Annotated in this window: 19 protein-coding genes and 1 pseudogene; 8 read left to right on the forward strand and 12 right to left on the reverse strand. The window is 66.8% G+C overall.

Annotated features, from left to right (window positions below; translation table 11 throughout):
* Positions 1-26: 26 nt before the first annotated feature.
* The 5 genes from J2X45_RS06510 to J2X45_RS06530 form a co-directional block, all read right to left on the reverse strand.
* On the reverse strand, positions 27-1,136 hold the full coding sequence (locus J2X45_RS06510; RefSeq protein WP_310212765.1) for an S-(hydroxymethyl)glutathione dehydrogenase/class III alcohol dehydrogenase: 1,110 nt from the start codon (positions 1,134-1,136) through the stop codon (positions 27-29).
* A gap of 67 nt (positions 1,137-1,203) precedes the next feature.
* The gene (locus tag J2X45_RS06515; protein WP_310212768.1) at positions 1,204-2,490 is read right to left on the reverse strand and encodes a DUF1254 domain-containing protein; all 1,287 of its coding nucleotides are present in this window, start codon (positions 2,488-2,490) and stop codon (positions 1,204-1,206) included.
* An 81-nt stretch (positions 2,491-2,571) separates the two neighbouring features.
* The gene (locus tag J2X45_RS06520) at positions 2,572-2,988 is read right to left on the reverse strand and encodes a host attachment protein (protein WP_310212771.1); all 417 of its coding nucleotides are present in this window, start codon (positions 2,986-2,988) and stop codon (positions 2,572-2,574) included.
* A gap of 93 nt (positions 2,989-3,081) precedes the next feature.
* Positions 3,082-3,876 (reverse strand): RNA methyltransferase, encoded by a 795-nt coding sequence (locus J2X45_RS06525; RefSeq protein ID WP_310212774.1) that lies wholly within the window; start codon positions 3,874-3,876, stop codon positions 3,082-3,084.
* Between the two features lie 126 nt (positions 3,877-4,002).
* Positions 4,003-6,453: an ATP-binding protein gene (locus tag J2X45_RS06530; protein ID WP_310213597.1), complete on the reverse strand. Its 2,451-nt coding sequence runs from the start codon at positions 6,451-6,453 to the stop codon at positions 4,003-4,005.
* Positions 6,454-6,722: 269 nt separating this feature from the next.
* Between J2X45_RS06530 and J2X45_RS06535 the strand changes: the two genes are divergently transcribed.
* The 5 genes from J2X45_RS06535 (at position 6,723) to J2X45_RS06555 (ending at position 11,624) form a co-directional block, all read left to right on the forward strand.
* Complete coding sequence (locus J2X45_RS06535) at positions 6,723-7,934, forward strand: NADP-dependent isocitrate dehydrogenase (protein ID WP_310212777.1); 1,212 nt, start codon at positions 6,723-6,725, stop codon at positions 7,932-7,934.
* Between the two features lie 154 nt (positions 7,935-8,088).
* Positions 8,089-8,667 carry a DUF2939 domain-containing protein gene (locus tag J2X45_RS06540; protein WP_310212781.1) on the forward strand — a complete coding sequence of 193 codons (579 nt, stop codon included), beginning with the start codon at positions 8,089-8,091 and terminating at the stop codon, positions 8,665-8,667.
* A gap of 83 nt (positions 8,668-8,750) precedes the next feature.
* Positions 8,751-10,232, forward strand: a complete 1,482-nt coding sequence (locus J2X45_RS06545) for an esterase-like activity of phytase family protein (RefSeq protein WP_310212783.1) — start codon at positions 8,751-8,753, stop codon at positions 10,230-10,232.
* 40 nt (positions 10,233-10,272) lie between these two features.
* A complete protein-coding gene (locus J2X45_RS06550) occupies positions 10,273-11,214 on the forward strand; it encodes an AEC family transporter (protein ID WP_310213600.1) in 942 nt (313 codons plus the stop codon).
* Between the two features lie 32 nt (positions 11,215-11,246).
* Positions 11,247-11,624, forward strand: a complete 378-nt coding sequence (locus tag J2X45_RS06555) for a VOC family protein (protein ID WP_310212786.1) — start codon at positions 11,247-11,249, stop codon at positions 11,622-11,624.
* A gap of 41 nt (positions 11,625-11,665) precedes the next feature.
* Here the strand turns inward: J2X45_RS06555 and J2X45_RS06560 are convergent, their stop codons facing one another.
* From J2X45_RS06560 to recA, 5 genes and pseudogenes are all read right to left on the reverse strand, one after another.
* Positions 11,666-12,550 (reverse strand): AraC family transcriptional regulator, encoded by an 885-nt coding sequence (locus tag J2X45_RS06560; RefSeq protein WP_310212790.1) that lies wholly within the window; start codon positions 12,548-12,550, stop codon positions 11,666-11,668.
* 109 nt (positions 12,551-12,659) lie between these two features.
* Positions 12,660-12,756: pseudogene (locus tag J2X45_RS06565) on the reverse strand (hypothetical protein); the annotation flags it as partial.
* A gap of 96 nt (positions 12,757-12,852) precedes the next feature.
* Positions 12,853-15,495, reverse strand: coding sequence for an alanine--tRNA ligase (alaS, locus tag J2X45_RS06570; protein ID WP_310212792.1), 2,643 nt, complete (start codon positions 15,493-15,495; stop codon positions 12,853-12,855).
* A 327-nt stretch (positions 15,496-15,822) separates the two neighbouring features.
* The gene (locus J2X45_RS06575; RefSeq protein ID WP_310212795.1) at positions 15,823-16,242 is read right to left on the reverse strand and encodes an OsmC family protein; all 420 of its coding nucleotides are present in this window, start codon (positions 16,240-16,242) and stop codon (positions 15,823-15,825) included.
* 277 nt (positions 16,243-16,519) lie between these two features.
* Positions 16,520-17,590: a recombinase RecA gene (gene recA / locus J2X45_RS06580; protein WP_310212799.1), complete on the reverse strand. Its 1,071-nt coding sequence runs from the start codon at positions 17,588-17,590 to the stop codon at positions 16,520-16,522.
* Between the two features lie 262 nt (positions 17,591-17,852).
* Between recA and J2X45_RS06585 the strand changes: the two genes are divergently transcribed.
* Positions 17,853-19,460 carry an EAL domain-containing protein gene (locus tag J2X45_RS06585; RefSeq protein ID WP_310212801.1) on the forward strand — a complete coding sequence of 536 codons (1,608 nt, stop codon included), beginning with the start codon at positions 17,853-17,855 and terminating at the stop codon, positions 19,458-19,460.
* Positions 19,461-19,617: 157 nt separating this feature from the next.
* On the opposite strand, the gene J2X45_RS06590 is transcribed toward J2X45_RS06585, so the two are convergent.
* Both J2X45_RS06590 and J2X45_RS06595 read right to left on the reverse strand, forming a co-directional pair.
* Complete coding sequence (locus tag J2X45_RS06590) at positions 19,618-21,441, reverse strand: DUF885 family protein (RefSeq protein ID WP_310212804.1); 1,824 nt, start codon at positions 21,439-21,441, stop codon at positions 19,618-19,620.
* A 102-nt stretch (positions 21,442-21,543) separates the two neighbouring features.
* Positions 21,544-21,921, reverse strand: coding sequence for a nuclear transport factor 2 family protein (locus tag J2X45_RS06595; protein WP_310212808.1), 378 nt, complete (start codon positions 21,919-21,921; stop codon positions 21,544-21,546).
* Between the two features lie 199 nt (positions 21,922-22,120).
* Between J2X45_RS06595 and J2X45_RS06600 the strand changes: the two genes are divergently transcribed.
* On the forward strand, positions 22,121-22,711 hold the full coding sequence (locus tag J2X45_RS06600) for a hypothetical protein (protein WP_310212811.1): 591 nt from the start codon (positions 22,121-22,123) through the stop codon (positions 22,709-22,711).
* Between the two features lie 32 nt (positions 22,712-22,743).
* Positions 22,744-23,265: a GNAT family N-acetyltransferase gene (locus tag J2X45_RS06605; RefSeq protein WP_310212815.1), complete on the forward strand. Its 522-nt coding sequence runs from the start codon at positions 22,744-22,746 to the stop codon at positions 23,263-23,265.
* Positions 23,266-23,343 lie beyond the last annotated feature (78 nt).

The following is a 23,343-nucleotide window of genomic DNA, read 5'->3' on the forward strand; positions in this document are numbered from 1 at the left end:
CCCGCAAGGGGAGAAGGTGGGATTCCCTAGAACGTCACCACGGTCCGGATGCTCTCACCGGCGTGCATGAGGTCAAACGCCTTGTTGATCTCTTCCAGCGGCAGCACGTGGGTGATCATCGGGTCGATCTGGATCTTCCCGTCCATGTACCAGTCGACGATCTTGGGCGTGTCGGTGCGGCCGCGCGCGCCGCCGAAGGCGGTGCCCTTCCAGACCCGGCCGGTGACCAGCTGGAACGGACGGGTCGAGATCTCCTTCCCCGCCTCGGCCACGCCGATGATGATGCTTTCGCCCCACCCGCGATGGCAAGCTTCCAGCGCTGTGCGCATGACGCCGGTGTTGCCGGTGGCGTCGAAGGTGTAGTCCGCGCCGCCGTCGGTCAGGGCCACCAGGTGCGCGACGAGATCGCCCGACACATCCTTCGGATTGACGAAGTGGGTCATGCCGAACTTGCGGCCCCACTCCTCGCGGTCGGGATTGATGTCGACGCCGACGATCATGTTGGCGCCGACCAGCTTGAGGCCCTGGATGACGTTCAGACCAATGCCGCCCAGGCCAAAGACGATGGCGTTGGCGCCCGGCTCGACCTTGGCTGTGTTGGTCACCGCGCCGACGCCGGTCGTCACGCCGCAGCCACAGTAGCAGGCGGTCTTGAACGGCGCGTCACGGCGGATCTTGGCGACCGCGATCTCGGGCAGGACCGTGTAGTTCGAGAAGGTCGAGCAGCCCATGTAGTGATAGATCGGCTGACCCTTGTAGGAGAAGCGGCTGGTGCCGTCCGGCATCAGACCCTTGCCCTGAGTGGCGCGGATCGCCGTGCAGAGGTTGGTCTTGCCCGACAGGCAGCTTTTGCACTGGCGGCATTCGGGCGTGTAGAGCGGGATCACGTGATCGCCAACGGCCACGCTGGTCACGCCCGCCCCGACCTCGACCACCACGCCAGCGCCCTCATGGCCCAGGATCGAGGGGAAGATGCCCTCGCTGTCGAAGCCGTCCAGGGTGTAGGCGTCGGTGTGGCAGACGCCGGTGGCCTTGATCTCGACCATCACCTCGCCGGCCTTGGGCCCTTCCAGGTCGACCTCGACGATCTCCAGCGGCTTCTTGGCCTCAAAAGCAACGGCGGCGCGGGTCTTCATCGAGCGGTCTCCTCAGAAACGAGTCGGCGCGACTTTGCCGCCGCGCGCGGTCCGGGTCGAGCCCTGATCAGGCCTTCGCCACCGCTGGAACGCGGAAGCGACCGTCCAGCATTTCCGCTTTCGGCAGATAGGCGCGCAGGAACAATGCAAACGGACCGGACTTGGGCGCCGGCAGCCAGTTGGCGGTCTTGTCGCCGCCCGGATCCGTGCGGCCGATCCAGATATCCAGCGTCCCGTCGGCGTTGCGCTTCAGGCCCTGAGTGCGGTCGCCGATCGTGTAGCGGTGGATCGGGTTGTCGGTGAAGAAGAACTGGCCGTCCGCCGTCGCCTCGTACATCGACAGCGACCAGAACCCGTCCAGCGGCAATTGCGCCGGCATGCTCAGGCGGTACGGACCGTCGCCGGTGAAGGTCCCTGCGCCGTCGTCGCCGGCCGCCTTCATGTACAGGGCCTCGGCCACCGGCAGCGCGCCCAGTCCCTGCAGCGCGACGATGGCGCGGTAGATGTAGTCCTGGCCGTAGTCACCGAGGTTGGGGCGCGGATACGACCAGCCATTGACGAAGGTCTGTCGTCCCTGGGCCAGCAGGGTGATCATCCGCGCCTGCTGGACGCCCTTCGCCGCAGCGACCTCGTCGTAGGGCCCCGTCCCGAGGAACGCCGCCGTGCGCTTGAGAATGCGCTGATCGGTGGGCGGGGCCGGATCGCTGGCCAGCAGGGCGCGTGCGGTGGCGAAGTAGTCGGCGGGCTGGGCGTCGCGCGCGGCGTAGGCGGCGACCGGCGCCGGCGTCGCGCCCTTGAGGCTGAAGCCGTCCTGCGCCTTGTGGGCGGCCGCCAGATCTTCACCGCCGTCGGTGAGGGTGCGGATCAGCAGCCAGGCGTGCGGCGTGGCGATGCGGGTGGGGTTGGGTCCGCTCGACGCCTGGCCAGGTCCGACAAGGGTGAAGGTTCCGCCTTCTCCGCCGACGGTCCGCGTACCGAGGACCACATTGTTGTTGGTGAACATGTCCATCACCGCCACCGAGTAGTAGCGCTTGCCGAGCGGCGGGATGGTCAGGGTCGCGGGCCCCGTCGTCAGGTCCAGGAAGGCTGACGAGTACAGGGTGTCGTTATTGGGCGTGGTCACCCAGCGGGCCTTGTGGTCCGAAAGGGTGCGGGTGTGGGACAGGGTGTTGATCGCCGCGCCGGGGCTCTTGAGCAGACGCGCGCGCGTGGTGGCCATCTCAATGAGCGGCAGGGCGTAGAGATAGGCGTCCCGCGCCGCCAAGGGATCGCTTTCAGCGGCCTGGGCCGCCGAAACCCACGCGGGCGACAAACCCAGCGCGCCGGCCATGGCCAGCCATTCCCGACGGTTCATGCCGCCCCCCCCAACACTTGTTTAAGGGCAGTTGAACGCGAGACGCCGCGCGGCGCAAGCACCGCGCGACGCTGATTGGGTTCAGGCGGCGTGAGCGTGACGCGCGGCGTGAACAACGCTTTCCAGGGTGATGATCGTCGCGTCCACCCGGTCATGGGCGTCCGAGCCGATCACCTTCTTGGCGGCGGCGGACGACAGCGCCTCGCGCAAATGACCCAGGGCGCGCGGCGGCGCGATCAGGATCACCTGGTCGATGGTGTTGTGCGCCAGCACCGCGTCGACGCGCTTGGCAAGGTTCGTCAGAAACGCCTTTTCGGCGCGGTCATGGGCGTCGCCGCTGTGGGTGATGTGGCTGGGGGCGCCGTGGTCGTGGTGCTCCTTGACGTCCGAGAGCCACTCGGGACGGTCATGCAGCGGACCGTCGATCCGACGCTGCTCCAGCAGTCGGGCGCGGCGGCCGTCGGCGACAACGACCAGGGTGATGGCGTCGGGGTTCATGGAAGGCTCCTTGCTGGATCACGACCCCGACCATGCGCCTAGCGACGGCGTGCAAGGATGATCGAGGTCAAAAATCCGCGAGGAAACGCGTCCTTAAGGAGCGTCCTTCTTGGCCTTCTCAGCCAGCTTGGCCAGCACGCGGCCGCGCCCCTTGCTGAGCGCGGTGATCACGCCCCGGAAGGTGCGGACCTCCTGGTCCGACAGACGGGCGCGGGCCAGCGGGACCCGCAGGTTGCGCACCATCGACGGCTTCTTCTCGGGCGGATGGTAGAAGCCCGCCTTCTCCAGCTCGTCCTCGAGATGCTCGTAGAGACCCATCAGCGTCGCCTGATCGGCGGGCTCCTCGACGTTCTGCTCGAACTTCTTCCAGGGCCGGTCGTCCTGGGTCATCTTCCATTCGTAGGCGTTGATCGACACCGCCTGCGCCAGGTTCAGCGAGCGGAAGCGCTCGTCGATCGGGATCGAGACAATGGCCTGACACAGAGCGATGTCGTGGGTCTCCAAACCCGCACGCTCGCCGCCGAACAGCAGCCCGACAGCGCGGCCTTGGGCGACCTCCTCGGCCAGATGGCCGGCGCTCTCGCGCGGCGTATAGACCGGCAGGCGCGTCTCGCGCGGCCGGGCGGTGGTGGCGTAGACCAGCTTCAGATCAGCGATCGCCGCTTCCAGAGTGTCGAACACCCTGGCGTCGTCCAGAGGCCAGTGCGCGCCCGAGGCGCTGGCCCAGGCGCGCTCCTGCGGCCAGCCGTCACGCGGCCGCACCAGGCGCAAATCTGACAGGCCGAAATTGGCCATGACCCGAGCCACCGAGCCGATGTTCTCGGCCAGCTGAGGTTCATTGAGGATCACGCAGGGGGGGACGGGCTTGAAGGCGGCGGCGTCAGTCATCCGCGTCCTTTGCCGCCGACCGGCGGCCGGATGCAAGCGCTTCTAGAGCCTCGCGCGTCAAAACGGGGCCGTTTTGACGCGATAACGAGGCTCTAGAATCAAACATTTAGAGCCCTTTCAAACGCTCTAGATGGTTCCATCTAAACCTAAAGGACTCGAGCGCCGCACCCGCGCCAGAGCCTCGAGCAGATGGGCGGGATGCAGGGGCTTGGCCAGATGCAGATCGGCCCCCGCCGCCCGCGCCGCGGCCACGTGTTCCTCCATGGCGTTGGCGGTCAGCATGATCACCAGGATCGGCGAGGCTCGCGACGCCTTCTCCCGGGCCCGGATCGCGCGGGTGGCCGACAGGCCGTCCAGCACCGGCATTTGCATATCCATCAGGACCGCGTCGAAGCGGCCCTGCTCCAAAGCGTCCAGCGCCGCCTGACCGTCTTCCACCATGGTCAGCTCCACGCCGAAAGGCTGCAGGACGATCTCAACCACCTTGCGGTTGGTGGGATGGTCCTCGGCGACCAGCACCCGCATGCCCTCCAGCGAGATCTCGCGATTCTCCTCGACTGGAACGTCGGCGATCTCCGCACAACGCGGCAGCGGGAGGATCACTTCGAAGCGCGCGCCCCGCCCCGGCGTCGCGTCGGCGCTGATCGTTCCCTGCATCATTTCGGCGAGGGCGGCGCAGATCGAGAGGCCAAGGCCCGTTCCGCCGAACTGCCGCGTGATCGACTGGTCGGCCTGGACAAAGCGCTTGAACAGGCGGTCACGGACGGCGTCGTCGAAGCCGACGCCCGTGTCGCGGACGACGAAGCGCAGGGCCCCGCCCTGGCGATCGACCTCCAGCGAGACCTCCCCCTTGGCCGTGAACTTGACCGCATTGGCCAGTAGGTTCGAGAGGATCTGACTGATCCGCCCCGCATCGCCGTCATAGGATCCCTCCGCGTCGGGAGCCACCGACCAGCGGAACGTCAGATGCTTGGCCTCAGCCGACGCCGCGTGCAGTTCGGCCATGCCGCGCACCAGCTGGACCAGATCAAAGGGCGCCGGGCTCAGCTGGAACTGGCCGGCCTCGATCTTGGAGACATCCAGGATGTCGCCCAGCACCTGCTCCAGAAGCCGACCGGACGAGGTGACCAGCGAGGCCAGTTCGCGGCGGGTCTCGGCGTTTTCCTCCTCTGCCAGACGGTCGCCGATCGCGATGACGCCGTTCAGCGGCGTGCGCAGCTCGTGGGACATGTTGGCCAGGAACACTGACTTGGCTTGGTTGGCGCGTTCAAGCTCGGCGGTGCGTACAGCCACCCGCTGCTCCAGCGAGCGAAGCAGCTCTTCATTGCGTTCGCGCTGCCGACGCAAAGCCCGCGCCAGGGAGCCAATCTCGTCGGGCCTCGCCTCGAACGGACGCGCAGCCGCCGGATCGCCTTGCTGCTGCGCCTCGGCCAGGGCCTCGAGCGGGGCCGCCACCATCTGATGGGTCAGGCGGTAGAGCAGCAGCACCTGCAACAGGACGCCGAAGAACCCGAACAGCAACACCCAGGAGGCCGTCTTCAGGGACGACCAAACCAGGTCGCTGGAGGGGAAGCTCATCAGGAACCACCAACCTGGCTCCAGCAGACGACCATAGGCCACCAGCCGGTCGCCGTCAGGAGACAGCACCACGCCCACATCGCGTCCTTCAGCGCGGATGCGGCCCATCAGGTTCTTGAGGTCATTGTCGGTCTGGAACCGGCGCAGAAGATCCGCGTCGACGAAACCGTTGCGCGAGAGCCCCTGCGCGGCGACCAGCTCGCCGTCGTCGGCGACGATCATGTTCGACCCGCCGGGCAAGGCGTCGGCGACGGCGCGGAGAAGATAGGAGTCGAGCGACAGACTGGTGCCAAACGCCCCCATGAACTGGCCCTTGTAGTAGAAGGGCGTCATGCAGGCCGCGTTCAGCCCTCGGCCGCTGGGGTCAGAGATCAACCGCCGCAGCTTGGTGCATTTCATGACCCGCCGGGGATTGTTCTCCGGCAGGGTCAGGGTGGTCATTTCCTCCTTGGAGATGTCCAGCGTATTGGGCGCGTCGCGGCGGTAGTACTGGAGCTTGTCCTGGCGAAGCGGCCCGAACATCACCAGCCGTGTCTGGGGCGTGAAGAAGTAGAAGTTGTCATAGTGCCGGATCTGCGCCTCGCCTGTCGCCGCGACGACATCAGCCGCAGACACGAAAAGGGCCTGTTCCGGCAGGCTCATCGCCTTGGCGTTCCGCAGATTGGCGCCCAGGCCATAGACGTAGCGGCCGCCCACGCGCGAGCCGTCGAACAAGCCCGGCGCGGAGCGGCGCGTGCCATCGCCCTTGTCCGGATACAGCCTCGGGAACTCCGCCGATACTTGACCGCTCGTCTCGTGATCCAGGCGCCGCGTCAACGCCTCGCCGGCCGCGTCATGCACCTTCACAAGGTCGGAGAACAACCGGTCCTCGGTCTTGACCCGCTCACCGACATATTCGACGAGGTGCCGCGTCTGGGTGTCCGCCGCGCTCTCGCGCACGAAGATAAAAGCGGCGGCCGTCGCGACGCTGGTCACGGCGATCGACAAGATCGCCACCATCGTCAGCAGCCGCCGCGCCAGTGGCGCGGTCACCCCGGCAATCGCCCCCGAACCTTTGTCCAAGCCTGCTCCCTGGCCCGCCTTCTAAGCCCGTCGCCGGTGCTCTTCACCCAAAACCGGATACTCAAACGCTGAAGTTGATGGCGGCGCCATACCGTTCGGCTTTTCCCCCGCGGCGCAACAGTCTATAGCCTCGCGGTCCGCGCCGCGTGCTGGCCCTGTGCGCCAGAACGCCGCAGGCGCGCCACCGCCAGAGGAACATCCCCGCAATGGCCAAGATCAAAGTCGCCAACCCCGTCGTCGACATGGACGGCGATGAAATGACCCGCATCATCTGGAAGCTCATCAAGGACAAGCTGATCTTCCCGTACCTGGACCTGGAACTCGACTACTACGACCTGTCGGTCGAGAACCGCGACGCCACGGACGACCAGGTGACCATCGACGCGGCCAACGCGACGAAGAAGCACGGCGTCGCCGTCAAGTGCGCGACCATCACGCCAGACGAACAGCGCGTCGAAGAGTTCAAGCTCAAGAAGATGTGGAAGTCGCCGAACGGCACGATCCGCAACATCCTGGGCGGCGTGATCTTCCGTGAGCCGATCATCTGCCAGAACGTGCCGCGCCTGGTGCCGGGCTGGACCCAGCCGATCATCGTCGGCCGCCACGCCTTCGGCGACCAGTACCGCGCGACCGACTTCAAGTTCCCGGGCAAGGGCACCCTGTCGATCAAGTTCGTCGGCGAGGACGGCCAGACGATCGAGCACGAAGTGTTCAAGGCTCCGGACGCCGGCGTCGCCATGGCGATGTACAACCTCGACGACTCGATCCGCGACTTCGCTCACGCCTCGTTCGCCTACGGCCTGAACCGCAAGTACCCGGTCTACCTGTCGACCAAGAACACGATCCTCAAGGCCTATGACGGTCGCTTCAAGGACATCTTCCAGGAGATCTACGACGCCCACTACGCCGAGCAGTTCAAGGCCCTGGGCATCCACTACGAGCACCGCCTGATCGACGACATGGTCGCCTCGGCGCTGAAGTGGTCGGGCGGCTACGTCTGGGCCTGCAAGAACTACGATGGCGACGTGCAGTCGGACATCGTCGCCCAGGGCTTCGGCTCGCTGGGCCTGATGACCTCGGTGCTGATGACGCCGGACGGCAAGACGGTGGAAGCCGAAGCCGCCCACGGCACCGTCACCCGCCACTACCGCCAGCACCAGAAGGGCGAGAGCACCTCGACCAACTCGATCGCCTCGATCTTCGCCTGGACCCGTGGCCTGGCCCACCGCGCCAAGCTGGACGACAACCAGGAACTGGCCAACTTCGCCGCCACCCTCGAAAAGGTCTGCATCGACACCGTCGAGAGCGGCTACATGACCAAGGACCTGGCGCTGCTGGTCGGCGACAAGCAAGGCTGGCTGACCACCGAAGGCTTCCTCGACAAGATCGACGAGAACCTGAAGAAGGCCATGGCCTAAAGACTCTGGGCCTATAGCCCGAGAGCGAAGCGCCCCGGAGGACCTCTTCCGGGGCGTTTTTCTTGCGCGTCCCTCGAGGCGCCCGTCACACGCGAGCGGCCTTGCGAGGCGCGCCGCACCTGTGATCTATCGGCGTTAACCCTTCGGAGGTGGCATGACTCTGCAAAAGCGGATCTGGGATCTGATCGTGCTGGCGATCTTCACGTTCGCCGCCGCCTTCGCCAGCGCGCCTTGGTTCGCGTTTCGCGCCCTCAAGGCCGCCGCGCAGTACGAAGATGTCCAAGCTATCGGCGAACTGGTTGACTTCCCGGCCGTGCGCCGCAGCCTGACCGGGCAATTGATCGCCGACGCCCCGGCCGCCAAGCCTGAAGCCCCGTCGCTGTGGCGCGATCCGATGAGCGTTTTCAAGAAAGCCATCGAACCCATCGCGCCGCCCGAGCCTAAGGTCGACCGCTACCTGACCGTCGCTGGCGTCTCGGCCCTGACGCGCGGCTACGCCCCCGGGAAGGCGCCGCCAGCTTCTCGTCGCGACGAATCCTTGGGCGGCCAGATCCGCGACACGGTGCGCGGCCCCTACCCCGGCATCGCGTACTGGGACCCCAACCGCGTGCGGATTTCGGTCAAGCGTCCGGACGCCAGCCGCAAGGTCACGATCTTCACGTTCGAGCGCAAGGCGCTGTTCACCTGGAAACTGGTGCACATCCGCCTGCCGGGCGACGAGCGGCAGGGCTGATTGCGCCGTCTTCGGACGGAACTGTTGCACCATCGTCAAACTCGGCTGGTAGCGGTTGAGCTTCAGATTCTGGAGCGCAACCGATGTCGGCTCTTCTTCGCCTCAGCCTTCTGGCCTCGTTGAGCCTGCTGGCGGGCGTGGCCCAGGCCCAGCCCACCGAGCACAGGGTTCCGCATCTCGCCTCGAGCGTTCCGGTCACGGCGACTCTCGACGGTCTCAAGATCATCAACCACGGTCTGGTCGGCGTTGGCCGCCTGCCCGCGGCGACACGCGACTTCAACGGCGACAGCCTGGGCTCCTTCTCGGCGATGGCGGTCGTTGATTGGCGGCGCGGCGGTGACGGACGGTATGAGGGCGAAATCCTCACCCTGCCGGATCGCGGACCCAATGCGGTCGGTGAGATCAAGGGCACCAGCGACTACGCCAATCGCCTGCACCGCTTCTCGGTTCGCTTCGCGCCTGCCGCCTCCGGCGCGCCCGACCAGATGACACTCACGCCTCGCGGCGGTGTGCTGCTCAAGGACGCCAAGGGCCAGGGCTTTACAGGGCTGGACCCCAGCGAGCCGGCGGCGGCCGGGCGGATCAGCCTGGACAGCGAGGGCCTGGCGCGGGCCAAGGACGGCGGCTTCTGGGTCTCGGACGAATATGCCGCCGCCATCTACCGCTTCGACGCATCGGGCAAGGCGATCGGCATGATCCCGCCTGTGGCGGCCGTGGCGCCCATGAAGGCGGGCCAACCGCATCCGTCCGGGGCTTCGCCGGCGGAAACGGGGCGGCGGGCGAACCAGGGTCTGGAAGGGCTGTCGCTCACGCCGGACGGCAAGCGCCTCGTCGCCCTGCTGCAAAGCGCCACGCTGCAGGACTCCGTCGAGGGAAAGGATGAGACGCGCGCGAACACCCGCCTCTTCATCTACGACGTGTCGACCAAGGCCGCCCCGACCACGCCGCTGGCGCACTATGTCGTGCAGTTGCCGGTGTTTCGGAACAAGGGTGACGGCGGCGCGCCGGACAAGACCGCCGCACAATCCGAACTACTGGCCCTCAGCGAGCACCAGTTCCTCGTCCTGGCCCGCGACGGCAATGGCCGGGGCGGTGGCGCGACGCGCGCGGCGGTCTATCGTGCGGTGCTGCTGATCGACACCTCCGGCGCGACGAACCTCGCCGGGACGCCCTACGAGACCTCGACCAAGCCGATCGCGCCCGCAGGCGTTCTGGACGCCGGCGTCATCCCGGCCCGGCAGGTCGAGCTGATCAACTTCAACGACCCGTCCGGCATGGCCCGCTTCGGCCTGAACCTCGACAACCGCGCCACCAACGCCTTCACCCTGCCCGAAAAGCTCGAGGCCATGGCTCTGGTTCCCGCCCTTGACCCCAAGGCGCCGGACGATGTGTTCCTGCTGATCGGCTCGGACAACGACTTCCAGACGGCTTCCGGAACCGTCGGCGGCCTGACGTTCGACGCCGGGGTGCGTGACGCCGAGGGCAAGCCGGCCGGGGACAATGAGAACCTGATCCTGGTCTATCGCCTCACGATCCCGGGCTGGTCGAAAGGCCGCGCGGGGTGATACGGCTGCGAGCTCGCCGTCGTCGAGTTCGCCGCCCTTGATCAATCTCGTTCTCGATGTCGCCGCGCGCGTCTGGCCGTTCTTCCTGCTGATCGCCGTCGGCGTCGCATTGACGCGCTTTCGGCTTCTGGATGCACGGATGGCGCAAGGCCTGTCGGCTTATGTCTATTGGGTGGGGTTTCCCGCCCTCCTCGTGCATTCCCTCTCGCGCCTTGGCCGCCCTGGGCCCGAACTCTGGTCAGGGCTTTTGGCCTATGCTGGCGTCGGACTGTTGGTGATGGGCGGCGTCCTCGTGTCCGGCCGCTGGCTCGGATGGACGCGAGACGAACGCGCCGGAGCCGCCATGGCCGCCGGTGTCGGCAACAGCGCCTTCCTCGCCCTGCCCGTCACCGCCGCGGTGCTCGGCGCCGAGACCGCCCGCCTGGTCGCGGGCGCGGTGGCCGCTGACTTCGTGGTGCTGGCGGCGGCGGGCGTGGGCCTTCTGGGCTGGGCGGCCGGACGATCCGTGTGGCGCTCGACGGCGCAGGCCTTCCAGAACCCCGTCGTCGCGGCGGCGCTTCTGGGCCTGCTCCTGGCGCTGCTGGATCTGGCGCTCCCCCAGCCCCTCGACCGCGCCATCGGCATGGCGGCCGCCTCGGGCAGTCCTGTAGGCCTGGTGGCGCTCGGCGCGGCGCTGGGTCTTCGCCAGGTCGACGATGCGCCCGCGCCGGCGAACGCGCCCCTTATGCTGGCGGCGATAGCCAAGCTGGCGGTGTTCCCGCTGCTGGTCTGGTGGGCGATCGGACTGACCCCGGCGCCCGCCGACTTCCGGGCCGGCGCAACCTTGGTGGCCGCCGCGCCCACGGCGGTGAACGTCTTTATCCAGACCCGCGCCTACGGCGTCTGGCCGCGCGGCGCAGCGCGGACCGTGGCGCTGACGACCGCCCTTTCGATCATCTCGCTCGCGCTGGTGGCCATCCTGCTGACAGCCGGTGTCAGCTAGGCCGATAGGGTCCTCGGCAGGAGGACACCCTGATGATCAGCTACATCACGATCGGCGCGAGCGACCCGGACCGGGCCGGCGCCTTCTATGACGCCGCCCTCGGCGCGCTCGGTAGTCAGCGCCTTTGGCGCCAAGGCGATTGGATCGGCTATGGACCCGATCCAGAGCACGCCACGGTGATGATCTGCACGCCTGAAAACGGCGAACCCGCCAAGGCCGGCAACGGGATCATGATCGGGCTCAAGGCCGACTCGCCCCAGCAGGTCGACGCCTTCCACGCCGCCGCCCTGGCCCACGGCGGCGCCTGCGCGGGTCCGCCAGGGCCGCGCCCCACCTACGGCGAAGGCTATTACCTGGCCTATGTGCGTGATCCCGACGGCAACAAGCTGGCGGCGTTCTTCAAGGGCTGAGGAACAGGCGTCCGCTGCGTCGCGGCGGACGCCCGCTTTCGCTAGATCTGCGGCGCGAGCGGCAGATAGAGATCCGTCACCGCCTCGTGTTCCGGAACGTCCGGAAAGAAGCTGACCCGCTGGGCGAAAAACGGCGCGTCGCGGGGCTCGCGTCCGCTGCGCGGCAGCCACTCGCCATAGAGAAACCGCGACGCGGCGCGCAGATCATCGCTGGACCCGACCTGCCGGAGCACGGCGCACGGCCCGCCGGGGATCACGCCCGCCGTTACGCCCTCAGGGTTGGGCGGCACGCGCGCGGTCGCGACGCACAGGTCCATCCGGTACTGCTCGACCGGCGTGTCGTCAGGGTCATCGTGGAACACGTTGAACGTCGCGCTGACGCGCGGCGGCAGGCCGGCGGCCTTACGCCAGGCGATGAACCGGCGGATGGTGTCGCCCAGCAAGGCTGGATCCCCCTGGTGGCGCAGGACGGCGACGGGGGTCTCGGGGAAGTCGACGATCCGGACATCGTCGTCGGTGAAGGTCATGGTCTGTCTCCTGGCTTGAACCAGCGGCGACTGCGCCGCCTGCCAAGGCTCCCAGCGTGGATCTCGACGAAACGCCGAGGGGCTCTGGTCGAACAGCCGCCGGAAAGCGCGGCTGAACGCTTCGGGTCCCGCGTAGCCGCTGTCGAGCGCGATCCCCAGCACCCCTTCCTGGTCGCGAAAGGCCAGGCGATAGGACGCCCGCTTCATTCGCGCCAGCTGGACATAGGCGGCGACCCCGAGGCCGTAGAGACCCGAGAACTGACGCTGGAAATGGTGCCGGGAAAAAGCCGCGACCGCCGCCAGAACATCGACGCTCAGGTCCTCGTCCAGGTGCGCGTCGATATGATCGAGCACTCGACGCATCCGGGCGTGGTAGTTTTCGGCGACGTCACGGTTCATCGGCACCTCCTTGGCGGAGACAGACCTAAAGCTCCCCAGCCGCGTGAGCCTGACCGATCGTGCGGTTCTGCGCGCCGCCATTCCATCGCCAATGGCGCCGGTCCGGATGGAAATCCTCGTCCTTCGACAAGCTCAGGATGAGGATTTTGTACGAGCCGGGGCCAACACGTCGTCCTCACCCTGAGCTTGTCGAAGGGCGAGGACGGCGACGCCATCACCGCTCCCGCAAAAGCAGGCCACAAAAAAGCCCACCGCTCCGCGACGGAGGGTGGGCTTGATCGTTGGGTCGGAAGCGAACCCTCTTAGCCAGCCAGCGCCGCCTTGACGGCCGCCAGGCCCTCTTCAGCCTTGCTGTCGTCGGGCGCGCCGCCCTGGGCGAAGTCGGCCTTGCCGCCGGCGCCCTGCCCGCCCATGGCGATCACGGCGGCCTTGGCGAGGTCAGCGGCGCTGAACTTGCCCGTCAGGTCGGCGGTGACCGCCACGGTGACGGCGGCCTTGCCGTCCGAGGTCCCGACCAGGGCCACGACGCCGCTGGTCAGCTGCTTCTTGAACTCTTCGGCCACGCCGCGCAGCTCCTTGCCGCCGACGCCGTCGAGGACGCGGGCGATCAGGGCCACGCCATTGACGTCTTCCGGACCCGAGGCCGCGCCGCCGCCGCCCAGGGCCAGCTGCTTCTTGGCCTCGGCCAGTTCCTTCTCCAGGCGCTTGCGGTCGGCGATCAGCGCGTCGACGCGGGCGGCGACTTCAGCCACCGGCGTCTTGAACTGGTCGGCCAGCGACTTGGCCACGCCCGCCTGGTCCAGCAGGAAGCGACGGGCCGCCTCGCCGGTCAGGGCCTCGATGCGGCGCACGCCGGCGGCGACGCCTTGCTCGGAGACGATCTTGAACAGCGCGATGTCGCCCGTGCGGGCCACGTGGGTGCCGCCGCACAGTTCGACCGAATAGGCCTTGGCCTCGTCGCTCAGAGACTTGCCCAGGGTCAGCACGCGGACGCTGTCGCCGTACTTTTCGCCAAACAGCGCCACGGCGCCGGCCTCGATGGCCTCCTGCGGGGCCATTTCCTTGGTTTCGGCCGGGACGTTCTGGCGGATGACTTCGTTGACCTCGGCCTCGATCTTGTCGAGCTCGTCAGCCGTCAGCGGACCGCCGTGGCTGAAGTCGAAGCGCATGCGCTCGCCATCGACCATCTGGCCCTTCTGGGCGACGTGCGGGCCCAGCACATGGTGCAGGGCGGCGTGCACAAGGTGCGCAGCCGAGTGGTTCGAACGCGTGGTGTGGCGGCGATCCGCATCGACGCTGGCCACGACCTTGTCGCCGACCTTCAGGTCGCCCGACAGCTCGACGCGGTGAACGTGCAGTTCGCCGGCCTGCTTCTGGGTGTCGATGACGCGGCTCTCGCGGCCATTGGCCTCGATGACGCCGGTGTCGCCGGCCTGACCGCCGCTTTCGGCGTAGAAGCTGGTGCGGTCCAGCAGCACCTCGACGGTTTGGCCGGCCGAGGCGCTCTCGACCTCCGCGCCGTCGACGACGATGGCCTTCACGACGCCGGTCGTTTCGGTGGTCTCATAGCCGACGAAGTCGGTGGCGCCGGCCTTTTCCTTGATCGAGAACCAGGCGGCCGCCGCGCCCTGCTGGCCCGAACCGGCCCAGTTGGCGCGCGCCATTTCGCGCTGCTTCTGCATGGCGGCGTCGAAGCCGTCGGTGTCGACGGTCAGGCCCTTGGCGCGGACGGCGTCCTGGGTCAGGTCCAGCGGGAATCCGTAGGTGTCGTAGAGCTTGAAGGCGGTCTCGCCGTCCAGCACGTCGCCGGCCAACAGCTTGGCGGTGGCCTCGTCCAGAAGGCCCATGCCGCGGCCCAGCGTGGTGCGGAAGCGCTCTTCTTCCTGGCGCAGGGTCTCGACGATCGAGGCCTCGGCGCGGCGCAGCTCCGGATAGGCCTGGCCCATCTCGGCCACCAGGGTCGGGGCCAGGCGGTGCATCAGGGGCTCGTTCGCGCCCAGCAGATAGGCGTGGCGCATGGCGCGGCGCATGATGCGGCGCAGGACGTAGCCGCGACCTTCGTTCGAGGGCGAGACGCCATCGGCCAGCAGGAACGAGGACGAACGCAGGTGGTCGGCGATCACGCGGTGCGACGGCGCCTGGGCGCCTTCGGCCTTCACGCCGGTCAGCTCGACGCTGGCGGCGATCAGGGCCTTGAAGAGATCGATGTCGTAGTTGTCATGCTGGCCCTGCAGCACGGCCGCGATCCGCTCCAGGCCCATGCCGGTGTCGATCGAGGGCTTGGGCAGGCTGATGCGCTCGCCGCCGGCCAGCTGCTCGAACTGCATGAACACCAGATTCCAGATCTCGATGAAGCGGTCGCCGTCCTCATCGGGGCTGCCGGGAGGGCCGCCGGCGATGTGGGGCCCGTGGTCGAAGAAGATTTCCGAGCACGGACCGCAGGGGCCGGTGTCGCCCATGGACCAGAAGTTGTCGTTGGTCGGGATGCGAATGATGCGGTCATCGCCAAGGCCGGCGATCTTCTTCCACAGGTCGGCCGCCTCGTCGTCTGTGTGGTACACCGTGACCAGGAGTTTGTCCTTGGGCAGCTTGAACTCGCCGGTCAGCAGGGTCCAGGCGTGGTGGATCGCCTGTTCCTTGAAGTAGTCGCCAAACGAGAAGTTGCCCAGCATCTCGAAGAAGGTGTGGTGACGGGCTGTGTAGCCGACATTGTCCAGGTCGTTGTGCTTGCCACCGGCGCGGACGCACTTTTGCGAGCTGGCCGCGCGCGGATGGGCCGGGGTCTCGGCGCCCGTGAAGACGTTCTTGAACGGCACCATGCCGGCGTTGACGAACAGCAGGGTCGGATCGTTCTGCGGCACCAGCGGCGCCGACGGCGTCACGGCGTGATCGGCCTTGCCGAAGTAGTGGAGGAAGGTGCTGCGGATCTCGTTCAAGCTGGGCATGAGCGTCTCAAGTCTTGCGTACCGGTCCGGCGAGCGGCCGGAAGTCGGCCGCTGCATAGCGCGGTTTTCGGCCAAGGGGAAACAGGCTTGGATGTGGGGGCGCCGGTTGCCGGGGAAAAGGACCTTTTTGGCGCGATCGCCCTCACCCGCCTCGCCGCGTTGCGGCATCGGGCGACGGGCGACAGGCGGCGGGCGACAGGCGGCATTGGTGAAGCCGGACGTCGGCGGTTGGCGGGCGTTGCCCAAGCCTTGATCGCCGCAATTCGGCGCGACCGACTTAGATCGATAACGGGGACCGGCCTTCGCGCAGTCCGCGCGCAGTTCACGTCACCCCGATGTGTCCCTTTCACGACGCTGGATCGTCCCCTCAAGCCTGGTCGCGAGCGCGACCGTATTGGAGATCGTGCCGTACTTGCGAACATTCTTGTGCAGCAGTTCCAGCCGCTGATCGCTCTCATCGGTATCGATGATCAGCCCATAGTCGACCGAGACGATCAACGGGGGAACGTCCTGACGAACCGCGTGCAGGCGGACCTCCACGCCGCGAAGATCAAAGTCGAGCATTGGGGCGACTCGCTCGATACCCTTGATCATGCAGGCGGCGATCGCGGCCAGGAAGAGTTCAGCGGGATTGAAAGCGTCCGGACGGCCGGCCAAGTCTGTGTCCAGCACCACCTCGGCCGCCTTGGCCTGGGCCACAGAGCCGTGCTGGTCCACGCGGCGCGCGGTAACGCGGTATTCAAGCATGAGCGTCCTCCTCTTGGCGTAGAGATTAGCTCCGCCTCGGCGCGCGTACTATCTGAAGCGAAACCTGGGTCGGAACCCAACCTTCAGGCAGCGCGCCGCCCCCTCCATTTGAGCCGTAGGACGACCGTCCAGCCTACTCGTCCCAGAAGTGTAGGCCGCCTGGCATGGGGTCCAGGCGGCCTGATCGCGGCCTTCGCGGCGGTCCGCCGCGGGCGTGTTGAAGGCGGGGAACGCCCGCGAATGCGGGCGAAGGCCGCGAAACCTTCGGGCGGAGGATCTAGTCCTCGTCGCCCTCCTCGGGGCCGCCGACCAGCAGCTCTTCCTCAATCTTCTGCGACGACTTGCGGACGGCGGCCTCGATGGACGCGGCGATGTCGGGATTGTTCTTCAAGAACTCGCGGACATTGTCGCGGCCCTGGCCGATGCGCTGGCTGCCGTACGAGAACCACGAGCCGGCCTTGTCGATGATCCCGGCCTTGACGCCCAGATCGATCACTTCGCCCAGCTTGGAGATGCCCTCGCCGTACATGATGTCGAACTCGACCTCGCGGAACGGCGGGGCCACCTTGTTCTTGACCACCTTCACGCGGACATTGTTGCCGATGATCTCGTCACGCGCCTTCACCGAGCCGGTGCGGCGGATATCGAGACGCACCGACGCATAGAACTTCAGCGCGTTGCCGCCCGTGGTCGTCTCGGGGCTGCCGTACATCACCCCGATCTTGTGGCGGATCTGGTTGATGAAGATGACGATGGTGTTGGCCTTGTTGATCGAGGCCGTCAGCTTGCGCAGCGCCTGGCTCATCAGACGCGCCTGCAGACCCGGCAGGCTGTCGCCCATCTCGCCTTCGATTTCCGCCTTGGGCGTCAGCGCCGCCACCGAGTCGACGACCACGATGTCCACGGCGCCGGAGCGCACCAAGGTGTCGGTGATCTCAAGCGCCTGCTCACCGTTGTCGGGCTGAGAGACCAGGAGATTGTCGAGATTGACTCCCAGCTTGAACGCGTAGGACGGGTCCAGCGCGTGTTCGGCGTCGACGAAGGCGGCGGTGCCGCCCGCCTTCTGCACCTCAGCCACCACGTGCAGCGCCAGGGTGGTCTTGCCCGAGCTCTCAGGGCCGTAGACCTCGACGATCCGCCCCTTGGGCAGGCCGCCGATGCCGAGCGCGATGTCCAGGCCGAGCGAGCCGGTGGAGACGGACTCCATCTCGACCTTGCCCTTCTCGCCCAGCTTCATCACCGAGCCCTTGCCGAACGCGCGGTCGATCTGGGCGAGAGCCGCCTCTAGCGCGCGTTGCTTATCGCCTTCTTCCTTGGCCACGAGTTTCAAAGCCGCCTGACTAGTCATGATTGATCCGCCTTCTATTCCATGATTCCGGCCGCCCGATTGGCGCTTCGCGCGCCCCGCCTCAGCAACCTGTGGAACATGGTGAATGGGTACATGCTTTGTTCCATGTTCGCAAGATGTTCTCACAGCAGAAACGACCGTTTTTGTCGCACCCGCCAGGCCTCCCCGAAACCGGAATTGGGTTTCGCCGGAGCCGCCGCCGAAACCGCTCCTTAAGTCCTGGCGTGCAAGGGTCGCTGGCTCACTCGGGGGGATTGCAGACTTGTCGTTAGATCCGCGTCGCCTTCTTGGTCTTGCCTTCGCCAGCGCTGACCTCTTGGTCGAGCTGCAGAGCGGGCGCGTGCGTCTGGCCCTTGGCGCCGCCCAGAAGGTGATGGGCAAGAGCGAGGCGGCCCTGATGGGCAAGGCTTGGGCGGAGCTGTTCCACGCCGATGATCGCCCGTTGATGGAGGCCATGCTGAGCTGCGCCGACGACGGCGTACGGCGTGGCCCGGTCGTGTTGCGCCTGGCTGAACCTGGGGACAAACACGTCCGCATCATCCTGCGCGCATTGCCCGAAAACGAAGGTCGCGTCTCGGCGGCGATCACAGCGGCGCAGTCCGCTGGTCCGCCGCTAACGGCCAGCTCCTTGCAGCCCCGCGAGTCGTTCGACGACATCGCCCAAGGCCTGTTCGAGGCCGCTCGTGTGACGGGCATCGAGCTGGAACTGGCCATGGTGGAGTTCGCCGGCCTGGGCGACATGCGCGAGACGCTGTCTCCCGACGAAGCCATAGCGTTGGATGTCCGGGTGGCCAGCGCGCTTCGCGCCGAAGCCCATGGCGGCGGCGCCGCCACGAAACTGACGGACGACCGGTTCGCCCTGCTCCGCCAGCGCGACGATCGTCCCGAGAACATGATCAAGCGCCTGACCCGGATGGTCAGCGCCGAAGCCAGCGCTCACGTGGTGCCGCTGGAAGGCGGCGGCGGGTCATCGCGAGCGATGCGCGCCCTGCGTTACGCCTTGGATGACTTCCTTCGCGAAGGCCTCAAGGACATCCCGCCGATGACCCTGGCGGAGGCGATGAACCGATCCGTCAAGCGCACGCTGGCGCGCGCCGGCGCGCTGGGCGTGGCCGTCAGCCAGCGCCGGTTCAATCTGGCCTTCCAGCCTGTTGTGTCGCTGGCCACGGGCCTCGCCCATCACCATGAGGTGCTCGTTCGGTTCGAGGACGGCGGCAGCCCGTTCGCGCTGATCCGCATGGCCGAAGAGTTCGATCTGATCGAGGAGCTCGACCACGCCATCGTCGAGCAGGCGGTGAAGAAGCTGGCCAACGACACCGAGCGCAAGCTGAAGCTGGCGGTCAATGTGTCAGGCCAGACGATCGGCAACGAGACCTTCGTCGAACATGTCGGCCGACTGCTCGCCAAGTTCGACGAAGCCAAGGGACGGCTGATCTTCGAGATCACCGAGACCCGGGCGATCGACAATCTGGCGACCGCCAACCAGCATATCCAGAGCCTGCGCTCGATGGGCTCTCTGGTCTGTCTCGACGACTTTGGGGCCGGCTCTTCGTCGTTCTCGTACCTGCAGCAACTGGCGCTGGACATCGTCAAGATCGATGGCCGCTATGTGCGCGAACTGGCCGACAACAGCCGCGACGGCGCGCTTGTCCGGCGTTTGGTGGAGCTATGCCGCGACCTCAAGGTCCGAACGGTCGCGGAGATGGTGGAAACCGCCGAGGTCGAGGACGTCATCCGCAATGTCGGTGTCGACTTCGCCCAGGGCTGGCTCTACGGCAAGCCGTCGGACAAGCCGATGCCCGCCCTGCGCCCAACCGCCCCTGTCAAGGCCGTGGCGCGACGCGCTGGCGCCGCGGATAGCTGGGGCTAGAGCATTTCACGACCTGACTGCGTCAGGCCGTGAGCTCTAATCTTTTGTTTTGGCGCATTTTTCTTCACGCGAACCGGAACCACTTCGCTCGAAAAATGCTCTAGAAGGACGCATCCCTCCCCCGGGTTAGCGGAGGAGGGACCGCGGTTAAGCGGCTCTAGGCCTTGCCGCCCTTGCTGACGATGTAGTCGTCGATCACGCGCTCGAAGACGGTCAGCGGCGTCATGCCCGACAGCAGACCTGCGTCGTGGAACTCGCGGATGTCGAATTTCTTGCCAAGCGCCTTCTGAGCCTTGGCGCGAGCGCGGAGCCAGACGATCTTGCCGATCATGTAGCTGCAGGCCTGACCCGGCCACACGACATAGCGCTCGATCTCGGTGATCGCGCCGCTTTCCTCGTCGCCCATGGTCTCGGCCATGTACTTGATGGCCTGCTCGCGGCTCCACTTCTTGTGATGCATGCCGGTATCGACCACCAGGCGCACGGCGCGGAACAGCGCGTCGTGCAGCATGCCGATCTGGCCACGCGGGTCATTCTTGTAGACGCCCATCTCGACGGCCAGCTGCTCGGAGTACAGCGCCCAACCTTCGGTGTAGCCCGAGAAACCGATGATCTTGCGGATCAGCGGCAGGCCCTTGGCCTCGTTCGACAGCGACAATTGCAGGTGGTGACCCGGGACGCCCTCGTGCACGGTGAGCGTGGTCAGGGTGTACTTGGCCTGCTCCTTGGTGTCGCGCAGGTTGATCCAGTAGATGCCCGGACGCTTCCCATCCAGCGAAGGCGAGTTGTAGTAGCCGCCCGGCGCGCCGGCCTCGATGGCCTTGGGCACGCGACGGATCTCCAGCGGGGCCTTGGGCAACTGGCCGAAATAGGCCGGCAGCTGCTTTTCGATCCACTTGGCCTTGTCGTTCAGATCCTTGATCAGCTGTTCCTTGGCTTCATCCGTGTTGGGATAGAAGTCCTCGCCCAGCTTGCGCATGCGATCGCCGACCGTGCCCTTGGTCATGCCGATCTTCTTGAACAGCTTGTCGGCTTCGATCTCGATCGCCTTGACCGTATCCAGGCCCAGCTGGTGGATCTCGTCCGGCGTCAGGTTGGACGTCGTGTAGTTCTTCAGCGAGGTGGCGTAATACTCAGCGCCGTTCTTCAGGCGCCAGACGCCCGCGTCATGGGTGGCCTTGCTCCGCACGCTCTCCATCAGCGCGATCTGGCGCTTGAGGGCCGGCAGCACCGAGTTCTCGTAGATCTTCGAAGCCTCGCCCGCCCAGTCGCCAGCGATGTTCTTCTCCTTGGTGCGACGGGCGATCGACTTGACCAGCGTCGTCTCGGCCGTCGGCGTGTCGGCGAAGGCCTTCATCTGGACCAGCGTCTTGTCGATCACAAAGTCCGGCGGGATCACGCCATCGGCCATGTCCTGCTTGGCCAGGGCGGTTTCCTGATCCATCAGGCGGGCGAAGCTTTCCATCCGCGACAGATAGGCGTCGGCGTCGGCCTTGGACTCGATGCTGTGCTGGGTGTCCAGGAAATCCGGCATCTGCTGGTAGGAGCCCGTCAGCTGGCTCAGCACATAGGGCGCGCCGGAGCCGCCGCCGCCATAGCTGAACTTGCTGTTGCCTTCATCCATCACCGCCAGGATGAACTCGACGGTGTCATAGTTGGCCGCGTCCATGCCCTTGAGCGCGCGGCGGTCGATGGCGCGCAACGCGGCCAGCTGCGTGCGGATTTCGACCTTGCCGGCCTCGATGGCGGCGGCGGAGCGGTCCGTAAGCAGCCCCTTGGTCCAGGCCAGCTCGCCGCTGTCCAGGCCCAGGCTCGTCGCGGTCTCGGGCGACTGGCGCAGCTGTTTGGCCATGACCGCATCGAAAAGTGCGTTCAGCTTGGCGACCTCACCGTCGCTGGCCAGGGCCAGGGACGGCAGACCGCCGGTGGCGGCGAAGCCGGCCGCGGCGGTGGCGAACATCATGTGACGACGGTTGAGCAAGGTTTTCCTCCCCAGAGGCGTATTGAAGGACGAAGGCGTAAGCCCCGCCCCTGTTTGGGCTTAATTAATTCCGCGTCATCTTCGCTGGGAAGGGGGCGCCGCTCAGGCGAGCGTCACGAACAGCTCGTTCTCGATCACCCACTGACCGGTGACCTTCTTCCAGGTCGCCAGATAGGTCCCCGACTGCTCGGGCGCGTCCTTCCACGATCCAACCCAGCGGCCGCGTTCGGCGGCGCGGGCGCCCTCGGCGTCCAGGGTGATGTCCTCGGTGGTGCGGACATAGGCCATGAAGCCCTTGTCGGCGAACTGACCGGCGAAGGCGGCCAGAACGTCCTCGGCGCCGAGCAGCAGCGAGCCGTCGCCGGCGATCAAGGTGACGCGCGGGTCGAAGAACGGGCGTAGACGCGCGGCGTCCTTGGCGGCGATCAGCTTGTTGGTCAGCTTGCGACGCGCGGCGATCGCGTCTTGCGGCGTGGTCATGGTCGCTTCCCCTGGTCGCCCCGGGTATAGCGCGCGCTGCTCGCCGCGCCATACAGAAGCGGGACACCTGACCATTCACGTAGAAAGACGTCGGCTCACGTAAATTATTCCCCTGTCGGCGCGGTGCGGTCTACGCCTTGGCCACCGGACGGATCGTGGCGCTCGCCTCATCGTCGTGGCTTTCATTTGGGGTGTCTTCATGGGATCGAAATTTGGCGGCGCCGCCAGTTGGGCGAACATCGCCCTAAGCGTCGCGGCGTTCGCCGTCGGCGTCGCCATCGTGGGCAAAGGCGGCGGCGGCGGGGCTGACGCCATAGTCGCCGGCGCTCCGCTGCTCCTTTTCAGCGAGGGGCTCAAGCTCGGGATTGGCCTGTGCATCGCCGTGCAGGTCAGCGCCCTCTCCGGCCTGATCCCAGGCCTGACGCCCCGCCTGGTCGGCTTTATCAGCGCCATTCTGATGATCGCAGCAGGCCTGATCGGCTTAGCGGCGCTGCTCTTTCCGGACTTTCGCGCTCTGGGGGCCTACGTCAATCCCGTGGCGCTGGCCAGCGTCGCGGCCAGCGGGATCTGGGCGTTGATCTGCACGATCGCGGCGCGGAAGGCGCGACTCTTTCCCACCTGGCTGACGATCGCGGGCGCGCTGCTGCCTCTGCCGAGTCTGGCGGCGCTCATCTGGCCGGCGGCGGGCTTTGGCGCGTTCATCGTAGGACTGCTCTGGAACCGGGGTCTGGCCCTGATCCTGGGGCGCCGGCGCGATGCGGCGGATGGACAAAGCCTCACGCCGTTGTAAGCCGGAGAGACCCGCGTTCCGCCGAGCTACCGATGCCCGCCCCGACCCTGACCACCGACCGCCTGACCCTGGCCCCTCCCACCCTCGCCGACTTCGAAGACAGCCTGGCGATGTGGAGCGATCCGCTGGTGGTCAAGCATGTCGGCGGACGCCCGTTCACCGAGGAGGAAAGCTGGACCCGTCTCATGCGCGCCCGGGGCCTGTGGGACGTGCTGGGCTTCGGCTACTGGGCGGTGCGGGAGACCGCGACGGGGCGCTATGTCGGCGAGGTCGGCTTTGCGGACCTGCGACGCGACCTCGAACCCAACCTCTACGGCCTGCCCGAGATGGGGTGGGTGCTGTCGGCCTGGTCGCATGGCCAGGGCTTTGGAACCGAGGCGGTGCGCGCCGGGCTGGCCTGGATCGATCAGACCCTGGCGCCGGAGGTGGTGCCGTGCATCATCAATGTTGAGAACGCGCCCTCCATCGCCCTGGCCCGGAAGGTGGGGTTCACGCTGAAGACCCACACCACCTACAAGGGCTCGCCGATGGTGATGATGGAGCGGCGTGGGTGAAAGCCTAACCGTCTTTCAAATGACAGCGCTGCCACATAAGGTGGCGACGCCCGACGAAGACCGGGCGCGGGAGGACAT

The sequence above is a fragment of the Caulobacter sp. BE264 genome, from assembly GCF_031457805.1.
Taxonomy (GTDB): domain Bacteria; phylum Pseudomonadota; class Alphaproteobacteria; order Caulobacterales; family Caulobacteraceae; genus Caulobacter.

What these genes read in the sequence shown, in the direction of transcription:
- J2X45_RS06535 (WP_310212777.1), top strand. Translation starts at nt 6,723, where the DNA reads ATGGCCAAGATCAAAGTCGCCAACCCCGTCGTCGACATGGACGGCGAT.
- recA (WP_310212799.1), bottom strand. Translation starts at nt 17,590, where the DNA reads ATGACTAGTCAGGCGGCTTTGAAACTCGTGGCCAAGGAAGAAGGCGAT.
- J2X45_RS06605 (WP_310212815.1), top strand. Translation starts at nt 22,744, where the DNA reads ATGCCCGCCCCGACCCTGACCACCGACCGCCTGACCCTGGCCCCTCCC.
- J2X45_RS06515 (WP_310212768.1), bottom strand. Translation starts at nt 2,490, where the DNA reads ATGAACCGTCGGGAATGGCTGGCCATGGCCGGCGCGCTGGGTTTGTCG.
- J2X45_RS06545 (WP_310212783.1), top strand. Translation starts at nt 8,751, where the DNA reads ATGTCGGCTCTTCTTCGCCTCAGCCTTCTGGCCTCGTTGAGCCTGCTG.
- J2X45_RS06600 (WP_310212811.1), top strand. Translation starts at nt 22,121, where the DNA reads ATGGGATCGAAATTTGGCGGCGCCGCCAGTTGGGCGAACATCGCCCTA.
- J2X45_RS06555 (WP_310212786.1), top strand. Translation starts at nt 11,247, where the DNA reads ATGATCAGCTACATCACGATCGGCGCGAGCGACCCGGACCGGGCCGGC.
- J2X45_RS06525 (WP_310212774.1), bottom strand. Translation starts at nt 3,876, where the DNA reads ATGACTGACGCCGCCGCCTTCAAGCCCGTCCCCCCCTGCGTGATCCTC.
- J2X45_RS06575 (WP_310212795.1), bottom strand. Translation starts at nt 16,242, where the DNA reads ATGCTTGAATACCGCGTTACCGCGCGCCGCGTGGACCAGCACGGCTCT.
- J2X45_RS06540 (WP_310212781.1), top strand. Translation starts at nt 8,089, where the DNA reads ATGACTCTGCAAAAGCGGATCTGGGATCTGATCGTGCTGGCGATCTTC.
- J2X45_RS06520 (WP_310212771.1), bottom strand. Translation starts at nt 2,988, where the DNA reads ATGAACCCCGACGCCATCACCCTGGTCGTTGTCGCCGACGGCCGCCGC.
- alaS (WP_310212792.1), bottom strand. Translation starts at nt 15,495, where the DNA reads ATGCCCAGCTTGAACGAGATCCGCAGCACCTTCCTCCACTACTTCGGC.
- J2X45_RS06595 (WP_310212808.1), bottom strand. Translation starts at nt 21,921, where the DNA reads ATGACCACGCCGCAAGACGCGATCGCCGCGCGTCGCAAGCTGACCAAC.
- J2X45_RS06530 (WP_310213597.1), bottom strand. Translation starts at nt 6,453, where the DNA reads ATGGTGGCGATCTTGTCGATCGCCGTGACCAGCGTCGCGACGGCCGCC.
- J2X45_RS06560 (WP_310212790.1), bottom strand. Translation starts at nt 12,550, where the DNA reads ATGAACCGTGACGTCGCCGAAAACTACCACGCCCGGATGCGTCGAGTG.
- J2X45_RS06510 (WP_310212765.1), bottom strand. Translation starts at nt 1,136, where the DNA reads ATGAAGACCCGCGCCGCCGTTGCTTTTGAGGCCAAGAAGCCGCTGGAG.